A 17,753-nucleotide genomic window follows, 5' to 3' on the forward strand; every position below is an offset into this window, starting at 1 on the left:
CCTATGTGGCATTACCACACTATTTCATGATTTCTTCAATATCCTGCCATCTTCTCGGTATATTTGCGGATAAATTTACACAGCCGTCTTCTGTAACCAGACAATTATCTTCCAGCCTGAAACCAATTCCCCATTCTTCATGATAGATACCCACATCAATGCAGAATACCATGCCTGGTTCTGTCAGCCTGCCTTTTACATCAACCACGTCATGCACATCAAACCCAATATGATGTGCACCGCCATGCCACATATAAGTGTCGATGTCATCCGCATTCTTTAAAACTCCTGCTTCCATTAGCTGCCGGCAGTTATAGCTTTTTATCATCTTATCAATATCCATAGCTGGAATACCTGGTTTTACCGTTCTGAACATATACTCTGAAGTATTGTATGCACACTCGTATAACAGCTTTTGTTTGTCTGAATATTTCCCATTACAGGGCCATCCGCGGGAAACATCCGTAGTCACATGGTCATAGTTGACTCCTACGTCATTTAAAACCATATCTCCATCACACACCTGCCCCATATAGCTATAATAATGAATGCAGAAATTGTTCTTTCCACCGGAAATAATTGAAGGAAATCCTGGCTCTAAAAGTCCATGCTGTGCTAATACAAAATCATAATATGCTTTATACTGGTATTCATACATCCCTGGTTTTGAATGTTCCATCATTGCAAGGATACCTTCTCTTGTGATTTCCTCTGCCTTCTTCAGCGCTTCAATTTCGCAAGGTTTTTTGATCGTTCTTAAGGTCTTTAAGATTGCTCTTGCACTGTCAATTTTAATGTCCGGATATGTTTCTTCAATATAAGATTGAATGCTCCGGGCCGGATATCTGACATTTCCACCAATGGTGCTTTCATCAATATCCAAATAGACAGTATCCACCTGTCTTTGCGAAAGTGTCTGCTCTAACATTGGCTGAAATGCTTCCAAAAAGGCGTAGTCTGCAACACCTGAGACTGCTTCTGCCTCTGGCATTGTCAATCTCCTTCCAGTCCATCTTTCTTTCATCTTATCTGGTGGGAGAAGAAACAAGGTTTCTTTTATGTCACCTGTTTCTGTGACCTGTCCCCAAAGAATGCTTTCCTTTTGTTCCACTCCTGTCAAATAAACAAAATTTCTGTTTGCAAAGAATGGGTAATCTTCATCATTCGTTTTTCGAAGCTCCTCCCCACTAAAAATAAGTACCATTGAGGATGGTTTCAAATTTCGGTATAATGCAGATCTGTTTTCCTTATAGAATTTTGCGTCCATGACTGCCTCCTATATTCTGACTTAAGTAATACTAATACTCCATGACGAAATATACCTGATAAGATTGTTCGTCAATTTGATAAAGTGGTATAAACGAATATCCCTGACAGTGAAAAACCAACTCTTCACCATCCCTTTTCCACAACGTTTCTAATGGTTTGTCCCCTTTCTTTACATGGATATGCTCCAGCTCATCCGTAACTGCTGCCAGTACATAAGGGCCATAAAAAAGCGTCGTTAATTCCGGAACATCTGGCGTCGTCCTAATATGCAGTCCACAGGGATACTCCAGTTCCAATCCCACAGTTCCCTGTTCAAAACAAAGATCTGCCACAATATATCCCTCTTGCTCTTCTGCCACTTGTATCTCCTGGTTTACTTTTAGTTTCACTTCACCCTGACACCAGTCTGGTTTGCGAAGTTTTACTCTTTTTATTATAGGCCTCGCAGATTCCTTTGACAAGCGGGAAATCTCCAATACAATCATTTCCGGATGATTACTTTCACCGTACTGTACAATTTCATATCCACCCTTTTCCCATAAGATTTTAGATGGAATAAACTGATTGATATAAAGGGTCTCATCCCCATAAAAATAAGCACTGTCTAAATATTTAGAATGACTTTCCATTCCGGTTCCATGACAGCAGGAATTTTCAAAAAGGAATTCCCTTTTCGCCCCGGCCTTTAACGGGAAAAAATAGGTACTTTCACCTGTTTTTTTCTTGTCCAGACCCGGCACGATATGATTGAGCACCGTTCGTTCATAGTAATCCATATAATCTGCCCTTGGTTCATATTCATAGAGCATCTTCGTCAGTTTCAGCATATTATAGGAGGCACAGCTTTCTGCCGTACTGTCTGTAAGCAATCCCCCAATCCGGTTTCTGGCATGAAACATCTCTGCTTCCCCAACGCCACCAATGGAATACGAATGGAAACGTGTTACAACGTCCCAAAAGAATGCAGCCCTTTCATAATCAGGGGCCTCTTTCGTCGCATCAAAACGCTTCAGCATACCAATGATTTGCGGAATGTGTTGGTTGGCGTGAATACCACTTAAGGCATCGATATGATTTTCTAATGGCAGTAACAGCTTTTCATTATCAAACAGACGTGCTGTTTCTATATATTCTGTTTTCCCTGTATATTCGTATAGCCAGATCAGGCTTTCATTAATTCCCCCAAACTCTCCTGCTATATAAATGCTCCACATCTTTTCCAGTTGTTCCGGGTGTAGTTTTTTTAATCGCGCTGTAATCCAGTCTCCTAATCCTTCTGCCACCTTCAGTGCGGTTTCGTTCCGGGTAAAACGATAGCTGTCTATGAGTCCTGCTAAAATCTTGTGCATGGTGTAATAAGGCGCCCAGATTTTGGGATATGTAACATATTGCTCCAATAAATCAAACTGTTCCTGAGAATATGCACTTAAAAATCCTTTCTGGTATCCTTCTAACCGGCCAAAAGCTTCCTGACATTTTTGCAGTTCCTCTACCAGATAGTCTGCTTTTTCCTTAAAACACTCTTCACCTGTACTATGGTAAGCCAGTGCCAATGCAGTCAAAAAATGCCCTGTCGTATGCCCTCTTAACAAACCCTCTGGAGAATCCCATCCCCTCATTGGTTTTGCCTGTCTGACAGGAAGTACTGCTGCCTCCCGGAAACTATAGAGAAACTGGTCTAAATCTTGCTTTTTTAAATAAGCATGCATGTTCTGTTGTGCCTCATAATAAGGCGAACCTTCCAATAGTATCAGATTCCCTGCATCTTCTGTATCACTGATACTGATGGCCTTCTTTTCTTTATTGCAAATGTCTGCCTTGGATTCCTCAAGAACCTGAACTTCCAGTGTAACAGCTTCTTTCGTGTCCTTAACTTTTCCAGAAAAAAAGTATGTACCACCATACTCAAATAAATGCATCCGGTTCTCATCCCATTGGACTTCTTTTACAATCGTGTCTCCATCCTCCGTATCCACCACAGTGTACGCTGGAAGCATATATTCCTTTCCTTTGTTCACCTTTACTTTCAATGGATATACCTTTTGAATGGTGTCTTTCTTCACTTCTTCCAATACTGTAATATCATAGACTTGTGTTTTGCAGACCTCCCCATATGTAAATGTTGCCGTTAATTCAATTTTCCGGTTCCCCATTCCATATGCAGGTCTTCTTACGGTTCCATCCGGCTGCAAAATACCTTCATGAGAAGATTCCCATGTAATGACGCTCCCATTCTTCCCCTTAGTTGGAAGATCGAGGTTAAATTCTACGGTATTCAAATTTCCCAGATAAATGGCATGAATGTCTTCTTCAATCACATTTTGTTTTTCTGTCGTTGTCATCATGATAATCTATTCCTTTTGTTTAAGCGCGTGTCCGATTTTTCTTCATCATAACACATTACTTAACATCAAACCAGAGTGTGTTTGATAAATCATGTATACGGATAATGTCCCGCTTAGAGTTCGGAGGACCTTTTCAGGCCCTCCGCCTTTTCGCCTTCATCTTGCAATAGACCATAGCCACCATCGTGCTCGCCGCCGTCGCCAGTATCCCCGCGCCGACGATCCCCGCCGGGTTCACAGATCCGTACTGACTCCTATAAGCTATCACATTCACTGGTATCAATTGCAGCGATGAGATATTCATGATTAGAAACGTGCACATCTCATCCGAAGCCACTCCCGGTTTTACTGTATTAATCCCCTTCTGCCGTCTCTCCTTTTCGAGTTCTGCAAGTGCACTCATGCCCTGCAGCCCGGCCGGTGTCGCCGCCCAGCCCAGCCCAAGGAAATTGGCAATAAAGTTTGTTGTTATATACTCATTCGCCTTATGTCCTTCTGGTATATCCGGAAACAGAAAACGGATCAACGGTCTCATTTTTTTCGATGCCATTTCTATAATTCCCGCTCTTGTCGCGATCTCCATCATCCCTACCCAGAATGACATAACCCCCATCATGGTAATACACAATGTTACAGCCTCTTTCGCAGAATCCAGAGCGGCATTGGTGATATCCGGCATTTTGCCGTTAAAAGCGCCGAATACGACTCCTATTATGATCATGGCTGCCCACAAATAATTCAGCATTTCTTCCTCCTTTGATTTTTTTAAGATTAATGTAATATTTCTGTGATTTTTATGTTACAATAGACTCAAAATAACTTCATGATTCGAGGTACCTGTTATGATTCCATATAGTAATTTTTATGTTGAAAATTATCATACATATTATGAAGACATTGCTGATAAAAATTTAAAGTCCCTGCGTCTTATATCCATGCTGGGGACAATTGCAGGAATTCCTCTGATTGTTATTTCACTGGTAATTGAAGAATTTCTAACCGCTACGGGAGCATACATTACGCTATTTCTTGCATCCTTAATTTTGAATATACTTACTAAAACATTTCTAAAGAAACATATACATGCCATTCCTATTGCTTTTTATATCACATATTCGGTCATAATGTCTGCCGCAGTTTATCTCGGCACTATAGCACAGCCTGATATGAACGCTGTCACATTTATTGTGTTTTTGGTCGTTCTGCCTCTATTTATGATCGATCTTCCGTCGCGAATGTGTTTCTTTATGAGTGTGTTTTCCCTTATATTCTGTATTATGACGAGATACTTTAAAGTTCCGTATGTTGCATCTTACGATATCATTAATACCGTTATATTTTTCCTGATCAGTATCCTGACTTCTCATCAGTCTAACTACCTGAATATGAAGCAGGTTATGTCCAATAATATTCTGGCAATCCAGAGAGATACAGACAAGATGACCGGCCTGTGGAACCGTGGTTTCTGTGAAAGAAAGATCACGGCATTTACTGCTCAGAATGGTTCGAAAGGTGCCCTCCTTGTCATTGATATTGATAATTTTAAGCTGGTCAATGATTCCAAAGGGCATGACTGTGGAGACCGGGTGCTCAAGGAGATTGCATCTGCACTGAAGCATTCCTTTCGTTCAACGGATATTATCGGACGGCTCGGCGGGGATGAGTTTATCGTCTTTCTTCCTGACTGCATTGATCCGGAGATCATCCGGCAGCGCATTTCCAGATTTCTTGAAGATGTCGGTAATATCAATGACTCTGCCGGAGAAGAGATTCCGCATATAAGCGCAAGCGTCGGAGTCGCCTTTTTCCCGGAGGACGGCAATTCTTTTAAGGAACTGTTCAAGCACGGTGATGAAGCTCTTTATTTATCTAAGCAAAACGGAAAGAACCAGTATGCGTTCTACCATATTTTACATTAATGGTTCGTCAGTTTCCCCATATATTCTTCCACGAGTGTAAATGGTGCAGGCCCGACAGAGAGCACCGCCTCGTGGAATTCTTTTTGTGAAAAATCATTGCCCTTTTGTTTTGCCCATTCCTTCTTCAATTCCAGAAATTCCACATATCCGATATAGTATTTTAGATAGTTTCCCGGTGAGCCGATGATCAGTTCATAAATCCGTTCAATCACTTTACTGTCTTTGATTCCATAGTTTTTAAAAAAGGCAATGGTGTCAATCTTACTCCATCCTTCATAATGGATTCCCATATCGGCAAGTGCATATAATCCGAGAATAATCGAACTGTTTTTCTGCAGCAGTGTGGCCTGCTCCTTACTCAGCGAAGAAAGATAATAACTGCACATCTCTGCATAGGTTGCCCATCCCTCTACATATCCGCCAAAGTTGAAGATACTCCTTAATGGGTCCGGGTCTGTTCCTGCATAGTAAACAGTCTGGTACAGGTGTCCCGGGTACCCCTCGTGGGCAAGAGTTGTATATAATGTAAGGTTATTACTCATCTGTGACTGATTGACATAAATCACATTTTCTTTCGTGTTATCGATTGCCGGTATCATATAGAAAGCCGGGCTTAAATGTTCTTCCATTGCTTTCGGGACATATTTTACCTGAGTCACAGTCTCAGGAGGCTCCGGGAATGACTTTCCTGTCTTCGATTCCAGTTCATTCAGAATCGTAACCGGGTTGTTATCCTCCATAGCAGCCGTTTCTTTCGCTTCATTCCCTGCAATCTGGAGAACTTCTTCCATAGCCTCCAGATCTGATATGATCTGCCGTCTTGTCAGATCTTCCAGCTCCGGTACTGTCCTGCCCGACCCGGTCGCTTCTTCCACAATCTGCTCATAATAGTTTTTTCCATCAGGCAGGTGGCAGAGTCCCTCTTCATTTTTTCCGGTTCCCTTAAGGCTCTGCACTGCCGAAACCAGTCGGCTGTATGCCGGCAGGACATAACTCTGAAGCATCTGGGCATTTTTCTTAATATAACTGCTCTGCTGTGCACTTGAAATATTCAGTTCCTTGAGGCGGTCCACAAAAGTAGAAATCAGATAATTGCTCTCCCCCATTTCCATAAAGGCTGTGCACTGGGCAATAACCGTGTCAGCCGCATAATCCGCCATAAACAATCCGGCTTTTGATTTTTCCTTCTCAAATGCAATCAGAGAATCGAAATAATCGGGAGTGGTCTGCATGAGTTCCAGATATGTATCAATATCTTCCTCACTGTAGAACTGATATTCCGACAGCAGTACCGGAAGCTGCGTCTGGATTCCGCTGACCAGTCCCAGAGGCTCCTCATATAAAAGATAATTTGCATTTTTCTGGGCCATTTGTAGATAATAATCCAGAACATCATAAGTCAGTTGGTTTTCCACAGACAGGCTGTCATAAGAAAACTGGTTCAAAGCAGCTTTCAGGTTCTCGTAAGAAGCCGCAGCAGCTTTTGAATCTGCCGAAAAGCTTCCGAATGTTACCGGGGCCTCCCTGATCCCGTACTTTTCCGGGTCCTTCAGGGAATAATGGAGGCTGATCGAATTCGAGGAAACCTCCTGACAGAATACTTCATTTGTAAATGACTGGAATGTTTTATTCTGATTGGCGCCGGACTTCTGGCTGCACCCCGTGAACAGCAATGTACCTGCTATGCTGATAGTAAGACAAACGGCAAGAAGCCGCTTCTTTATATGTCTGGGAAATAGAGATGGCATAAGAACTCCCCTGATATCTTTGCTTTATTTTATGAAAAAAAGAAAGACGATATGCTAAACGAAGTCATTTCCTGTATTTTCTATACATTGATTTTCAGAAAAAGGCATATAAATAAAGCAATAGTAAATAACCGGCCGAGGTATTTCATGCAGTTTTTTCTTTATATCACAGACTTTATCGTTCCCTTTATCATACTCGCCATCGTCACCTATGGAGTCCTGATGAAAACGAACGTATACGACAATTTCATCAAAGGAGCCAAAAGCGGGTTCTTCACAGTCATAAAGATCATGCCCACCCTGATCGGCCTCATGGTCGCCGTCGGTATCCTGCGCGCCTCCGGTTTCCTCGACTTCCTCTCCTCCCTGATCGGCCATTTTACCGCGTACATAGGCTTCCCCGGAGAGCTCGTCCCCCTTACCATTGTAAAAATGTTCTCCTCCTCCGCGGCAACAGGGCTGCTTCTCGACATCTTTAAAGAATACGGCACCGACTCCCGCCTCGGACTCATCGCCTCCATCTCAATGGCATGCACAGAAACCATATTTTACACCATGAGCGTATACTTCATGACCGCCAAAATAAAAAAATCACGCTACACCCTGCCCGGTGCACTGCTCGCAACCTTCGCAGGACTCGTCGCAAGTGTGCTTCTCGCGGGGATGATGTTCAAAGGGGTCTGACCCTTTTGAGCTCCGTTTTTCGAATTTTCAGATACAATTCAGAAAATGAACTGCAAAAGGGTCTGACCCCTTTGCATTGCCATATGGGATGTGCTAAAATTGTGTTAAGAAAAAGCGGAGGTGTTTCTATGGCCAGTGTGACTTTGAAGAATTTAAATAAAACTTATCCCAACGGATTTATTTCCGTTAAAAATGTTTCTCTTGAAATTGGAGATGGTGAATTTGTAACATTCCACGGTCCAAGCGGCTGTGGTAAATCTACGATACTCCGCATGATAGGCGGACTGGAGGATATCACTACCGGGGAAATTTATCTGGAAAAGGAACTGCTTAATGACATCCTCCCCAGAGACAGGAGCCTTGCAATGGCTTTCCAGAATTATGTACTGTATTCTCATTTTAACGTTTACGATAACATGGCATTGGGGCTCAGACTGCGCAACCTCCCCCGCGGAGTCATTGATACCCGCGTTAAAATAGCTGCCGATTTCTTCGGTATTTCGGGTATCATTGATAAGAAAATCCGGTCTATTTCTGAATCGGAAAAACAAAAAGTTGCCCTGGGACGGGCTATTGTATGCCATCCAAAAGTCTTGCTTGTTGATGAAGATTTCGCAAGGCAGAATGAACAGCGCCGTCAGGAAATGATCGCAGATATCAAGAAAATCAATAAAGATTTGGGGATAACCGTGCTCTATGTGACAAATAATTATGATGAAGCAATTACACTCGGAACAAAAATTGTTTTTATGAAAGAAGGGGAAATTACAGAAGTACGTCAGTAAAATAGTTTTTTTAAAGCTGCCGTATATTAAATTTTTTATACAGAATATTGGTACTACCTGATCTGCATTGTATCATGTCCTGTTGAGAGTTTATTGTATGCGGCAGCTGTTTTTATGTACTTTTATTTTTGTAGATTTGCATTTAAGTGGCTATTTTAAAAAAATATCTATGCTTTCATTCAAATATTTTTCTTTAAATGAAAAGACGTATTGCAGCTTATGCAATACGCCCTAACATGAGTTCAATCCAAGTCCTATATTATAATTCCGGATTCTTAAATGTCTTTCCTGTCTGAACATGATGTCTCTCCCCGCTGCCTTACATGATACTGATCTCTGATGTCAAAACTGTTGCCTTATCTGATGCCTGTCCCAGATGTCCTGCCTGTTGTCATATCCTTGATGTCTGTCCCAGATGTCCTGCCTGTTGTCTATCCTCGATGTCTTACCTGATGTCATATTCCTGAGGTCTTACCTGCCGTCAGCACTGATGTCATATCCGAAATTTTGCAAAAAGGTGCCGCGATATCCGCGACACCGTTGTCAGCTTGGTTCACTTTGAACTTGGTTTTTATTTTATACTCACTCGTTCAAAACGTCAATGTGATATTTTTCTAAAATAATCTTAGAATATCAACAAATTTTTAACAATCTTACTAATTTTATTCCCCCCTGCCTTCGAGGTAATTATAAATCTCCCTCTTCTGCACACCACGGTCTTTTGCCACCTTTTTCATGGCATCTTTTTTACTGAGGCCTTGTGACAGATATACATCCATGTGTTCTTGAACGCTCATCTCTTCCCACTTTTCACGCTCTTCCCGCACGGCATCTTCTCGGTTCCTGCCCTCAATAACAAGCACACATTCCCCCTTAGGTTCATTATTTTCATAATAAACCGCTGCCTCTTCAAGGGTCGTTGCAAATGCCGTTTCATGACGCTTCGTCAGCTCCCTGCACACAGTTACCCTCCGATTTCCTAAATGCTCCAGAAGTAGCTTCAGAGTCTTCACAAGCCTGTGAGGAGCTTCATACAAGATCATCGTCCTGAATTCTCTCTCCAGCTCCTCCAACACCCAGGCCCGCTCCCTCTTTTCCGTCGGAAGGAACGCTTCAAATACAAATCTCCGAGTGGATAAGCCGGATAAAGTGAGCGCCGTAATGCAGGCCGCCGCACCGGGAAGTGATGTCACTGGAATTCCTGCCTCATAACACATCTTAACCAGTTCCTCCCCCGGATCAGATATCCCGGGCGTCCCGGCGTCAGTTATCAAAGCAATATCCATCCCATCCTGCAGCTTTTCCACAAGCTTTTTTCCCTTATCAAACTTGTTATACTCATGATAACTCGTCATAGGCGTCTGGATTTCAAAATGATTCAGCAGCTTAATACTGTTGCGGGTATCCTCCGCAGCTATCAAATCCACCTCTTTCAGCGTGCGGATCACACGGAACGTCATATCCTCAAGATTTCCGATGGGAGTCGCACATAAGTATAAAGTTCCTGACATAAACCCTCCTTAGAGGACGTAATCTTTTTCAGGTTTACTACGTCCCAAATTAACTTTTGCCCTGTACCTTTTTGTACATGATTACCGGCGGTTCTACTGTCACCCGGGATTTACCGCCTTTTATCCCCTCTATCATCACCATTGTTGGTTCTTTATCCACATAAGGGTGAATAAACTGCAGCCGTTTTGGTTCTATTTTATACTGATTCATCTTCACCATGATCTCTGCAAGCCGGAATGGCTTATGTATCATGTAAAATCTGCCCTTACTTTCCCTCAGCATTTTCCCGCTCTCTCGCAAAATATCATCGAGTGTACATAAAATTTCATGCCGGGCTATTGCTTTTGCATCCTGTGGGTTTTTAAGTCCGTGCTGATCCAGCATATATGGTGGATTTGTTACGATTACATCAAAAAAGGCCGGCCCCAGTATCTCAGCCGCCTCTTTTATATCTCCTGTTACGATATCGATCTTATCTTCAAGCCGGTTGTGAATCACACTCCGCCTTGCCATGTCTGCGCTCTCAGCCTGTATCTCCAGCCCTGTAAAATGGCTGCCGGATGTCTTGGCCGCCATCAGGATTGGCAGGATACCAGTCCCGGTTCCTAAATCTAGCACAGTCTCATCCTTTTTTACTCTGATAAAATCAGAAAGCAGCACTGCATCAATCCCGAAACAAAAACGTTCCGGGTTCTGGATGATCTCATACCCGTCCAGCTGCAGGTCATCGAGCCGCTCCCCGGGATATAATTTAGTTGTCATCTAATTTCGATGCTCCTTCACCTTTCTCAAGTTCTGCAAGCTTCTTCATCTCTTCCCTGGATACTTTGGCCTTCCTGCGCCTTGGCTTGAATTTCAGTTCCTCCGCTTTATATTCCCGGATCTCCTTCTCATCATTCTCCAAAGTTACAATTACCTTGACCAGCTTTCTTAACACGCTCAGTGAATGTACGGTTCCGGTAAGCCCCTCAGCTGTTGTGACGGTATCTCCAAGGGACGGGAGCTGACTGTTAAGCTCCTCGTAAGTCTCTTCCTCATTTGTCAGACAGCACATCAGGCGCCCACATACACCGGAAATCTTCGTCGGATTCAGGGACAGGTTCTGTTCCTTCGCCATCTTAATCGAAACTGCTGCAAATTCGGAAAGATAGGTGTTACAGCAAAGGGGCCTTCCGCAGATGCCGATTCCCCCGCGGATCTTAGTCTCATCCCTCACACCAATCTGCCTCAGTTCAATCCTTGTACGGAAAACCGCTGCCAAATCCTTTACCAGTTCTCTGAAATCGATTCTTCCGTCAGCCGTAAAATAAAACAATACCTTATTATTATCAAATGTATATTCTGCATCTATCAGCTTCATCTCAAGCCCATGCTTACGGATTTTCTCGAGGCAGATCTTGAAAGCCTCTTTTTCTTTTTCCCGGTTCTTCTCCTCCACTTTGCTGTCCTGTTCAGTAGCTACTCTGATCACAGACTTCAGCGGCTGAACCACCTCTTCATCCTTTACTTCCTTAGGCCCTGCAACGACACGTCCAAACTCAACGCCGCGCGCAGTCTCTACGATTACATTATCACCCTGCCTGATGTCGAACTTCCCCGGCGCAAAGAAATAAATCTTCCCGGCCGTACGGAATCTCACACCTATTACTTTAGTCATCCTATTAGTTCTCCTTTATTGTCAGTAAAAGCAGTTCCATCGTCAGCTCAAAGTTTACATTTGCCTTAAGCCTTGACTTTGCTTTCTCAAGTGCATCTAAAATAATCTCAATCCCTTCATAGGAACTCTTATTTGCACGATCCTTGATATACTTCAGCTGGTCTGAAAAAACCACCCTGTCCACATTACGTGTTGCCTTATAGATCAGCACGTCACGGTACCATATCGCGATCACATCCAGATAATCCGAAATCTCCAGCTTGTAGGACATACATCTCTTCACGGCATCGATCAGTTCATTCAGATCCATCTCGTTAATATTTCGCAGCAGATGAACTGCCTCTTCCTTGATCTCATTAAAATGTTCGGACGTAGCAAGCATAATGGCTTTGCCCATATTACCCTGCGCAAATGCCACACAAACATCCGCCTTATAATCTGGTATCTCCATCTGCTCCATCAGATACTTCTTCACAAGCTGGTCCTTAATGTTACGCAGCTTAAGCATTACACATCTGGACCGTATCGTCGGCAGCAATGTCTCAGCATTCTCCGTCAGCAGCATGATCACGGCATACTCCGGCGGTTCCTCAATTGTCTTCAGGAGCGCATTCTGGGCCTGAACAGTCATCATATCCGCATCGGCAATGATATATATCTTGTATCTGCTGCTGTAAGGCTTGATCACAATATCATTATTCACCTGTTCCCGGATATCATCAATACTGATGGTACTCGGCTTCTCGTGTGTCACCTTGATAATGTCAGGCTGGTTATTATTAACCGTCTGCTTACAGGACTGGCACTTACCGCACGCATCCCCGTCTTCTTCCCTGTCCTGACACTGCAGGCTCATAGCAAACAGGCTGGCAAGCAGTTTCTTGCCGGACCCCTTTTCCCCATTTAGGATATATGCATGGGAAACCTTGTCCGTCTTCACTGCATTCCCTATATATTGTATAATATTCTTATGTCCCACTACATCTTTAAATCCGCTCATAAAATCACCTGCTGCCTCTTCTATTTTCCCTTTGTAAGTTACTTTTCGTATATTGTACTACAGGTATCTTACAAAGTTGTGAACTACTCATTAAGTATATCATAATTTTTCGTGAAGATATAGTCCATAAATGCGGGTTTTCTTTGATATTTTCTTACTGCCCGGAGATGGATATTCAACTGATTCTTATAATCTGTCCCGGAAAAATCAGATCCGGATTGCTGATACCATTAATCTGGGAGAGTCGCTGATAGCTTGTACCATACTTGGATGCAATGCCTGACAATGTGTCACCATTTTGAACAGTGTATGACTTTGATGAAGCCACCACACCGTTTATTTTAAGAATCTGGCCCGGGTAAATTAAATCTGGATTGGCTATGTTATTGATCTTTGCAAGCTGCTGATACGTCGTTCCATATCTCGCCGCAATCTGGCTCAATGTTTCACCTCGTTGTACAGTATGCGTCCTTTCTTCAGTACCTGTCCCATTTTGCGGTTTAAATTCTGGTTTCCCATCCGGTTTGGTGCCGTGCTGCTGGGTCTTTAGTCCTCCGCTAATTTCATTTGGAAAATCCCTGTAGCACTCATTCATATCTGTGTTTCCATTGATTCCTGCTACCCGTCCGGTACTGCTGTACTGCCACATATCCTTATTTTTGCCAGTATAATCACAAGTACTGTTATACTGCGCAATCCACTTGGTAAACCGATCCAGCCCGGGAAGATATTGATTCCACCAGTTCAAATTTGCGTAAATACCACACCAGTATCCAGCTGACTCTATCATATCCCCAAACCGTTTCGCACGCTCCACCGCTCCTGCCTGTGTCCCCGGTTCCTCCAGATCCAGATAAACAGGATATGATAGCTTGTACCCCTTTATCAATCTCAGTACATGCTGTGCCTCACTTTCTGCCTGTACCATGCTGGCTGCATAACTATACAAATATGCCCCAAACGGTATTCCCAGCCTTGTGCATTCATCCGCGTTGCGTTTCCAGTATTTATCATCCTGCGATTCCATATTATCTCCGTATCCACACTGGATAATCACACCATCTATACCTGCACTTTTTACTTGCTCCCAGTTAATCTCTCCCTGCGCATAACTTACATCAATTACTAATCTTTTCATATATATGTCCTTTCCCCCCTATTTAGTTGCTGTGTTCAATTCCGGTAATCCGGCCAAAGAAGTCAGAATTGACACTACACCCGCAAGTGCTGCTGTTCCGATCACCGTCAGCCAATCAACCTGAGATATTGTCGCAACTGCTGGAAGCATTGCAACTGCTGTCTGAGCCATTGTTTTTACAGCCCGTATTCCCGCTTTTCTAATCCATTCAATCCAATCCCTGTTTTTCATTATGATTCACCTACCTTCTTAATATGTAGTTCCTGTATTTCATCATACATCTTGGTTATCATTCCATTTCCGCCTAATTCATGATAGGCTGTGTACATATCGCAAAAATTCTGATATGCATATGACGGTATATAGCCTAGACCTATATACCTATCATGGTAATCTATCATCTGCACACGCAGAAGGAGCATTGTGCCTCTGCTGTTTGCGTTCCTTTCCTTTTTCTGCCGCTTGAGCAGCCACACTATGTAGCCTAAAAGGAATGGAAGCGTGATAGTGTATGTCTGCATTAATAACTCGTACAACGGTTCTTTCTCCTTTCCCAATACAATCCAGATCCCCCTATGAAGCTGTTATTCTTTTTCAAGAAAAGATAATATAGATCAAATATTAAAAAGCCCAATCACCATAAATTAATTTGGCAGATCGGGCTTTGCTATATAAGCATTATTTTGGACGGTTAAACTATCTCTTTTGAGATACCCATACTTTTAAGGCAATTGCTGTTATATAATATCCACAAAGGCTGTAGAGTTTAGACAAAGATTTAACTGCTTTGTCATAATTGTACTTTAAAACAAATGCTCTTTTTTTCATCATCCTTAATTCCTTAAATGATATACCAGAAGACATACTATATCCTAACCAGACAGAGAATGGAAATGCAAGATAGCTGTAGTATGATTTTTGCAGATTACGGTCTTTTATCTCATTACCTAATTCTATGGACTCAATAAGTATTGCCTTCAGGTCGTCTAATTGTGATTGGTTTAAGGGCTGATCTGTTTGGGCAGTGCCGGTCTGTTTTCTATAAACGTAAAAGACTTTTTCAGACCAGTCATAACTTTTAGCGTAAGCAAAAGCTTTTGCTGTCCAAATCGTATCTTCGTTTCTCATTCCTTCCGGAAACATAATACCATATTCTAATATCAGAGTTCGTTTTACAGCTTTTGCCCAGACCGCTCTGTGTATCAGACCTTGTTCCAGTATGATTTTCAAGGCATCTCCCGGTGGTTGTCCAATAATATCCTGTCTGCTGCATCTTCCACTTTTAATAGTCATTTTCCCGGTTCTTTCATAATATGACTTTGTATTAAACATTAATATATCAGCATCAGATTCTTCAAGATGAGAAGATATTTCTTTTAATGCTGTTGAATCGTCCCAATAATCATCATTATCCAAGAACATAATATAATCTCCGGTTGCCGCTTTCATTCCTGCATTCCGGGCTGCGGATGTTCCTGCATTTTTTTGATTTATAACAATTACCCTATTATCCTTTTGAGCGTAACCCATACATATATCAAGTGAATGGTCTGTTGATTCATCATTTATAAGTATACACTCTACATCTTGATGCGTTTGTCCCAGAACACTATCAATACATGCAGATAAATACTTTTCACTATTATAAACGGGAATGATGACGCTTATTTTCATTTTGGCACCTCTAATTGATTTCTTATAAAGTTCAGAAATAATATGTGAACCATTATACTATAAAAAAAAATCAATAGCAAATGAATTTATTGCAAAATCAGTACCCCATTTTCCCTTGCCTATCCTGTTCTTTTCCACATATAGCATGTAATATATGGTTGCAGAGTGGTTACATTAGATAAACTGTAATTTGTACCTGGAGCACTTACACCTGTATTCCCGTGATTGTGTGAACCACCCCCTCCAGTATTAAAAGTGTATTTAGTTCCTGCTGAGCTGGAGCCCGGAGTAGTTGTGCCTGTAAGCACTCCTGTTCCAGTGCCTGTCGCAACATACATTGCATATGCATTATGTCTGTGAGAAGGTATTTCATCTACCGATAATGTGTGTCCCGCCGTGGTATGGGCATGACTATTTACAGTATGGGCATGGCTGAGATTATTAGCCGCCACACCTCCAGTCTTTTCAACTGCATTAAAATTCCCGTCATTAACATTGATTCCTACTGGTACACGTCCACTTCCCCAAGCAGCCCATGTTCCTCCAAATAGAATAGCTGGGTTTGTACTATTTACGCTCATATAGATACTTCCTATTGGATAAAAACAGTCAAAAAGGGACTTCCCACTCAGGCTTATACTTTTTCTAAAGTCAGCATCCATCCCCACTTCAAAAATATCTTTTTCACTAACCTTTCCAATTGCAAGCCCCTTACCAGTACTTCGAAAATCCATCAATGTAAACCCACTGCTGATATCTACAATTGCCTCTGACGTCGTGAAATAATCTGTGACCCTCAGCCTCAGCGTATATGATGAGTCTATACTCAGCACATTATCCGCCACATAAGTGCTGTTATATGAATACACACTCCCTTTTAGCAAGGACACCCATGTTGTCTCACCGTTTTTCTGCAGGTCCACTACATAGCTTTTCGTATTCTTATTCCCAACAGCCGAGACATTAAAATTCATTGAGATACTCAAGGAAGTCCCCTGATCGTCAAAAACTCCGGCTGTGGTAGATCTGACAGCGGTAAATGACGCGATTGCCGGATTTGCATACGCCACTACATTTACTGTCTGTGTTTTCACGGCAGTATGCCCCCTGCTATCTGTTACTGTAACCTTTACAGGGAGACTTCCCGGAGAAGTAATATAACCTGTGACGACACTGCTGCCTGAAAATGAAGAGCCCGCAACTTCCGTTTTATATGATACGATTGTACTTCCCTGTATACCGCTTGCGGATATGGCAATATTAAGCCTGCTCTTATTCTGCACATAAACGCCAAATTGGGCGTTTATTCCGGTTGCTGCCTCTGTAATCCCTATGCTGGTGATAGATGGAACCATACTGGCAGGCACAGTCGCTGTAAAATTAATATATTTTGTTCCCACAAGTGTTGAACCATTATATGTGCTGCATGTAATCTGGCCCGTTCCGCTGGCAGCATTCGGTATTTGTGCTGCCAGCGAACTGGGTAGTGTCCAGCTTGCTGATCCGCCGGCACCAGTCGCAATTGTTCCGGCTGCACTGCCAAAGCTGTATGTTAAAGTGTGTGTAAATGCACTGCTGGCCCGTGGCAGATTTATCGTAATTGCACTTCCTATCGCCTGACTTGCCGGTGAAAGTGACGGCACAGTCGCTCTCGGTATTGTACTCAGTGTTGCCTTACCAGAAGCCGAAAGAGTTCCCGGTGACACGCCATCTCCAAAATATATAGTACCTGACAGGTTAATTGATTTTGTACCATCTGCATTATGCGTTACCGTAAAGCTTCTTCGTGCAACCTCTTTCCATTGGTTCTGAGGAATTGTCCAGTTAAATGTAAAATTCACATTTCCCGTTGACAGTGAATCTACCTTGATAATCCAATACGCATTTCCGTCTAAATTGTACCCATAATATTGATAGTCTGTCCGTCTAAAGTCTAGCGCAACTGTGACATAACTTGTATTATTAGCAACATTTACATTTGTCTCGCTGATTAACCGTATCCTTGTTTCATAATTTGCCATG

The 17,753-nt window shown here is 42.5% G+C and carries 16 protein-coding genes; 3 read left to right on the top strand and 13 right to left on the bottom strand.

The window, feature by feature from the left end; translation table 11 throughout:
• Nucleotides 1-19 precede the first annotated feature (19 nt).
• The 3 genes from A8806_RS24900 to A8806_RS24910 all read right to left on the bottom strand — a co-directional run bounded on the left by A8806_RS24900 (nt 20) and on the right by A8806_RS24910 (nt 4,359).
• Entirely contained in the window at nt 20-1,267 is a 1,248-nt protein-coding gene (locus A8806_RS24900; RefSeq protein ID WP_109733874.1) for an aminopeptidase P N-terminal domain-containing protein, read from the bottom strand.
• Nucleotides 1,268-1,298: 31 nt separating this feature from the next.
• Nucleotides 1,299-3,614, bottom strand: coding sequence for a beta-L-arabinofuranosidase domain-containing protein (locus A8806_RS24905; protein ID WP_109733875.1), 2,316 nt, complete (start codon nt 3,612-3,614; stop codon nt 1,299-1,301).
• Nucleotides 3,615-3,747: 133 nt separating this feature from the next.
• Nucleotides 3,748-4,359: a nucleoside recognition domain-containing protein gene (locus tag A8806_RS24910; protein ID WP_109733876.1), complete on the bottom strand. Its 612-nt coding sequence runs from the start codon at nt 4,357-4,359 to the stop codon at nt 3,748-3,750.
• A 97-nt stretch (nt 4,360-4,456) separates the two neighbouring features.
• On the opposite strand from A8806_RS24910, the gene A8806_RS24915 reads away from it, so the two are divergent.
• A complete protein-coding gene (locus A8806_RS24915; RefSeq protein WP_109733877.1) occupies nt 4,457-5,533 on the top strand; it encodes a GGDEF domain-containing protein in 1,077 nt (358 codons plus the stop codon).
• On the opposite strand, the gene A8806_RS24920 is transcribed toward A8806_RS24915, so the two are convergent.
• Nucleotides 5,530-7,281, bottom strand: a complete 1,752-nt coding sequence (locus A8806_RS24920; RefSeq protein ID WP_109733878.1) for a DUF885 domain-containing protein — start codon at nt 7,279-7,281, stop codon at nt 5,530-5,532. The genes A8806_RS24915 and A8806_RS24920 overlap by 4 nt on opposite strands.
• A gap of 147 nt (nt 7,282-7,428) precedes the next feature.
• On the opposite strand from A8806_RS24920, the gene A8806_RS24925 reads away from it, so the two are divergent.
• Entirely contained in the window at nt 7,429-7,965 is a 537-nt protein-coding gene (locus A8806_RS24925) for a spore maturation protein (protein WP_109733898.1), read from the top strand.
• A 128-nt stretch (nt 7,966-8,093) separates the two neighbouring features.
• Complete coding sequence (locus A8806_RS24930; RefSeq protein ID WP_109733879.1) at nt 8,094-8,750, top strand: ABC transporter ATP-binding protein; 657 nt, start codon at nt 8,094-8,096, stop codon at nt 8,748-8,750.
• Between the two features lie 662 nt (nt 8,751-9,412).
• Here A8806_RS24930 and rsmI read toward each other — a convergent pair.
• From rsmI to A8806_RS24975, 9 genes are all read right to left on the bottom strand, one after another.
• The gene (gene rsmI / locus A8806_RS24935) at nt 9,413-10,261 is read right to left on the bottom strand and encodes a 16S rRNA (cytidine(1402)-2'-O)-methyltransferase (protein ID WP_109733880.1); all 849 of its coding nucleotides are present in this window, start codon (nt 10,259-10,261) and stop codon (nt 9,413-9,415) included.
• 49 nt (nt 10,262-10,310) lie between these two features.
• Complete coding sequence (locus A8806_RS24940) at nt 10,311-11,024, bottom strand: tRNA1(Val) (adenine(37)-N6)-methyltransferase (protein WP_109733881.1); 714 nt, start codon at nt 11,022-11,024, stop codon at nt 10,311-10,313.
• On the bottom strand, nt 11,014-11,919 hold the full coding sequence (locus A8806_RS24945) for a PSP1 domain-containing protein (RefSeq protein ID WP_109733882.1): 906 nt from the start codon (nt 11,917-11,919) through the stop codon (nt 11,014-11,016). Before A8806_RS24945 ends, A8806_RS24940 begins: the two co-directional genes overlap by 11 nt.
• A gap of 4 nt (nt 11,920-11,923) precedes the next feature.
• Nucleotides 11,924-12,919 (bottom strand): DNA polymerase III subunit delta', encoded by a 996-nt coding sequence (holB, locus tag A8806_RS24950; protein ID WP_109733883.1) that lies wholly within the window; start codon nt 12,917-12,919, stop codon nt 11,924-11,926.
• 175 nt (nt 12,920-13,094) lie between these two features.
• Entirely contained in the window at nt 13,095-14,057 is a 963-nt protein-coding gene (locus tag A8806_RS24955; RefSeq protein ID WP_109733884.1) for a LysM peptidoglycan-binding domain-containing protein, read from the bottom strand.
• A gap of 18 nt (nt 14,058-14,075) precedes the next feature.
• Nucleotides 14,076-14,288: a holin gene (locus A8806_RS24960; protein WP_109733885.1), complete on the bottom strand. Its 213-nt coding sequence runs from the start codon at nt 14,286-14,288 to the stop codon at nt 14,076-14,078.
• Complete coding sequence (locus A8806_RS24965; protein WP_242996268.1) at nt 14,288-14,593, bottom strand: hypothetical protein; 306 nt, start codon at nt 14,591-14,593, stop codon at nt 14,288-14,290. The genes A8806_RS24960 and A8806_RS24965 overlap by 1 nt, the downstream gene beginning before the upstream one ends.
• Nucleotides 14,594-14,753: 160 nt before the next feature.
• Nucleotides 14,754-15,731 carry a glycosyltransferase family 2 protein gene (locus A8806_RS24970; RefSeq protein WP_109733886.1) on the bottom strand — a complete coding sequence of 326 codons (978 nt, stop codon included), beginning with the start codon at nt 15,729-15,731 and terminating at the stop codon, nt 14,754-14,756.
• A gap of 119 nt (nt 15,732-15,850) precedes the next feature.
• Entirely contained in the window at nt 15,851-17,752 is a 1,902-nt protein-coding gene (locus A8806_RS24975) for a DUF859 family phage minor structural protein (protein WP_109733887.1), read from the bottom strand.
• Between the last annotated feature and the right edge of the window lies 1 nt (nt 17,753).

This window comes from Faecalicatena orotica (assembly GCF_003149245.1).
Taxonomy (GTDB): Bacteria; Bacillota; Clostridia; order Lachnospirales; family Lachnospiraceae; genus Faecalicatena_A; species Faecalicatena_A orotica.

What these genes read in the sequence shown, in the direction of transcription:
- holB (WP_109733883.1), bottom strand. Translation starts at nt 12,919, where the DNA reads ATGAGCGGATTTAAAGATGTAGTGGGACATAAGAATATTATACAATAT.
- A8806_RS24905 (WP_109733875.1), bottom strand. Translation starts at nt 3,614, where the DNA reads ATGATGACAACGACAGAAAAACAAAATGTGATTGAAGAAGACATTCAT.
- rsmI (WP_109733880.1), bottom strand. Translation starts at nt 10,261, where the DNA reads ATGTCAGGAACTTTATACTTATGTGCGACTCCCATCGGAAATCTTGAG.
- A8806_RS24925 (WP_109733898.1), top strand. Translation starts at nt 7,429, where the DNA reads ATGCAGTTTTTTCTTTATATCACAGACTTTATCGTTCCCTTTATCATA.
- A8806_RS24910 (WP_109733876.1), bottom strand. Translation starts at nt 4,359, where the DNA reads ATGCTGAATTATTTGTGGGCAGCCATGATCATAATAGGAGTCGTATTC.
- A8806_RS24900 (WP_109733874.1), bottom strand. Translation starts at nt 1,267, where the DNA reads ATGGACGCAAAATTCTATAAGGAAAACAGATCTGCATTATACCGAAAT.
- A8806_RS24930 (WP_109733879.1), top strand. Translation starts at nt 8,094, where the DNA reads ATGGCCAGTGTGACTTTGAAGAATTTAAATAAAACTTATCCCAACGGA.
- A8806_RS24945 (WP_109733882.1), bottom strand. Translation starts at nt 11,919, where the DNA reads ATGACTAAAGTAATAGGTGTGAGATTCCGTACGGCCGGGAAGATTTAT.
- A8806_RS24970 (WP_109733886.1), bottom strand. Translation starts at nt 15,731, where the DNA reads ATGAAAATAAGCGTCATCATTCCCGTTTATAATAGTGAAAAGTATTTA.
- A8806_RS24975 (WP_109733887.1), bottom strand. Translation starts at nt 17,752, where the DNA reads ATGGCAAATTATGAAACAAGGATACGGTTAATCAGCGAGACAAATGTA.
- A8806_RS24920 (WP_109733878.1), bottom strand. Translation starts at nt 7,281, where the DNA reads ATGCCATCTCTATTTCCCAGACATATAAAGAAGCGGCTTCTTGCCGTT.
- A8806_RS24915 (WP_109733877.1), top strand. Translation starts at nt 4,457, where the DNA reads ATGATTCCATATAGTAATTTTTATGTTGAAAATTATCATACATATTAT.
- A8806_RS24960 (WP_109733885.1), bottom strand. Translation starts at nt 14,288, where the DNA reads ATGAAAAACAGGGATTGGATTGAATGGATTAGAAAAGCGGGAATACGG.
- A8806_RS24940 (WP_109733881.1), bottom strand. Translation starts at nt 11,024, where the DNA reads ATGACAACTAAATTATATCCCGGGGAGCGGCTCGATGACCTGCAGCTG.
- A8806_RS24955 (WP_109733884.1), bottom strand. Translation starts at nt 14,057, where the DNA reads ATGAAAAGATTAGTAATTGATGTAAGTTATGCGCAGGGAGAGATTAAC.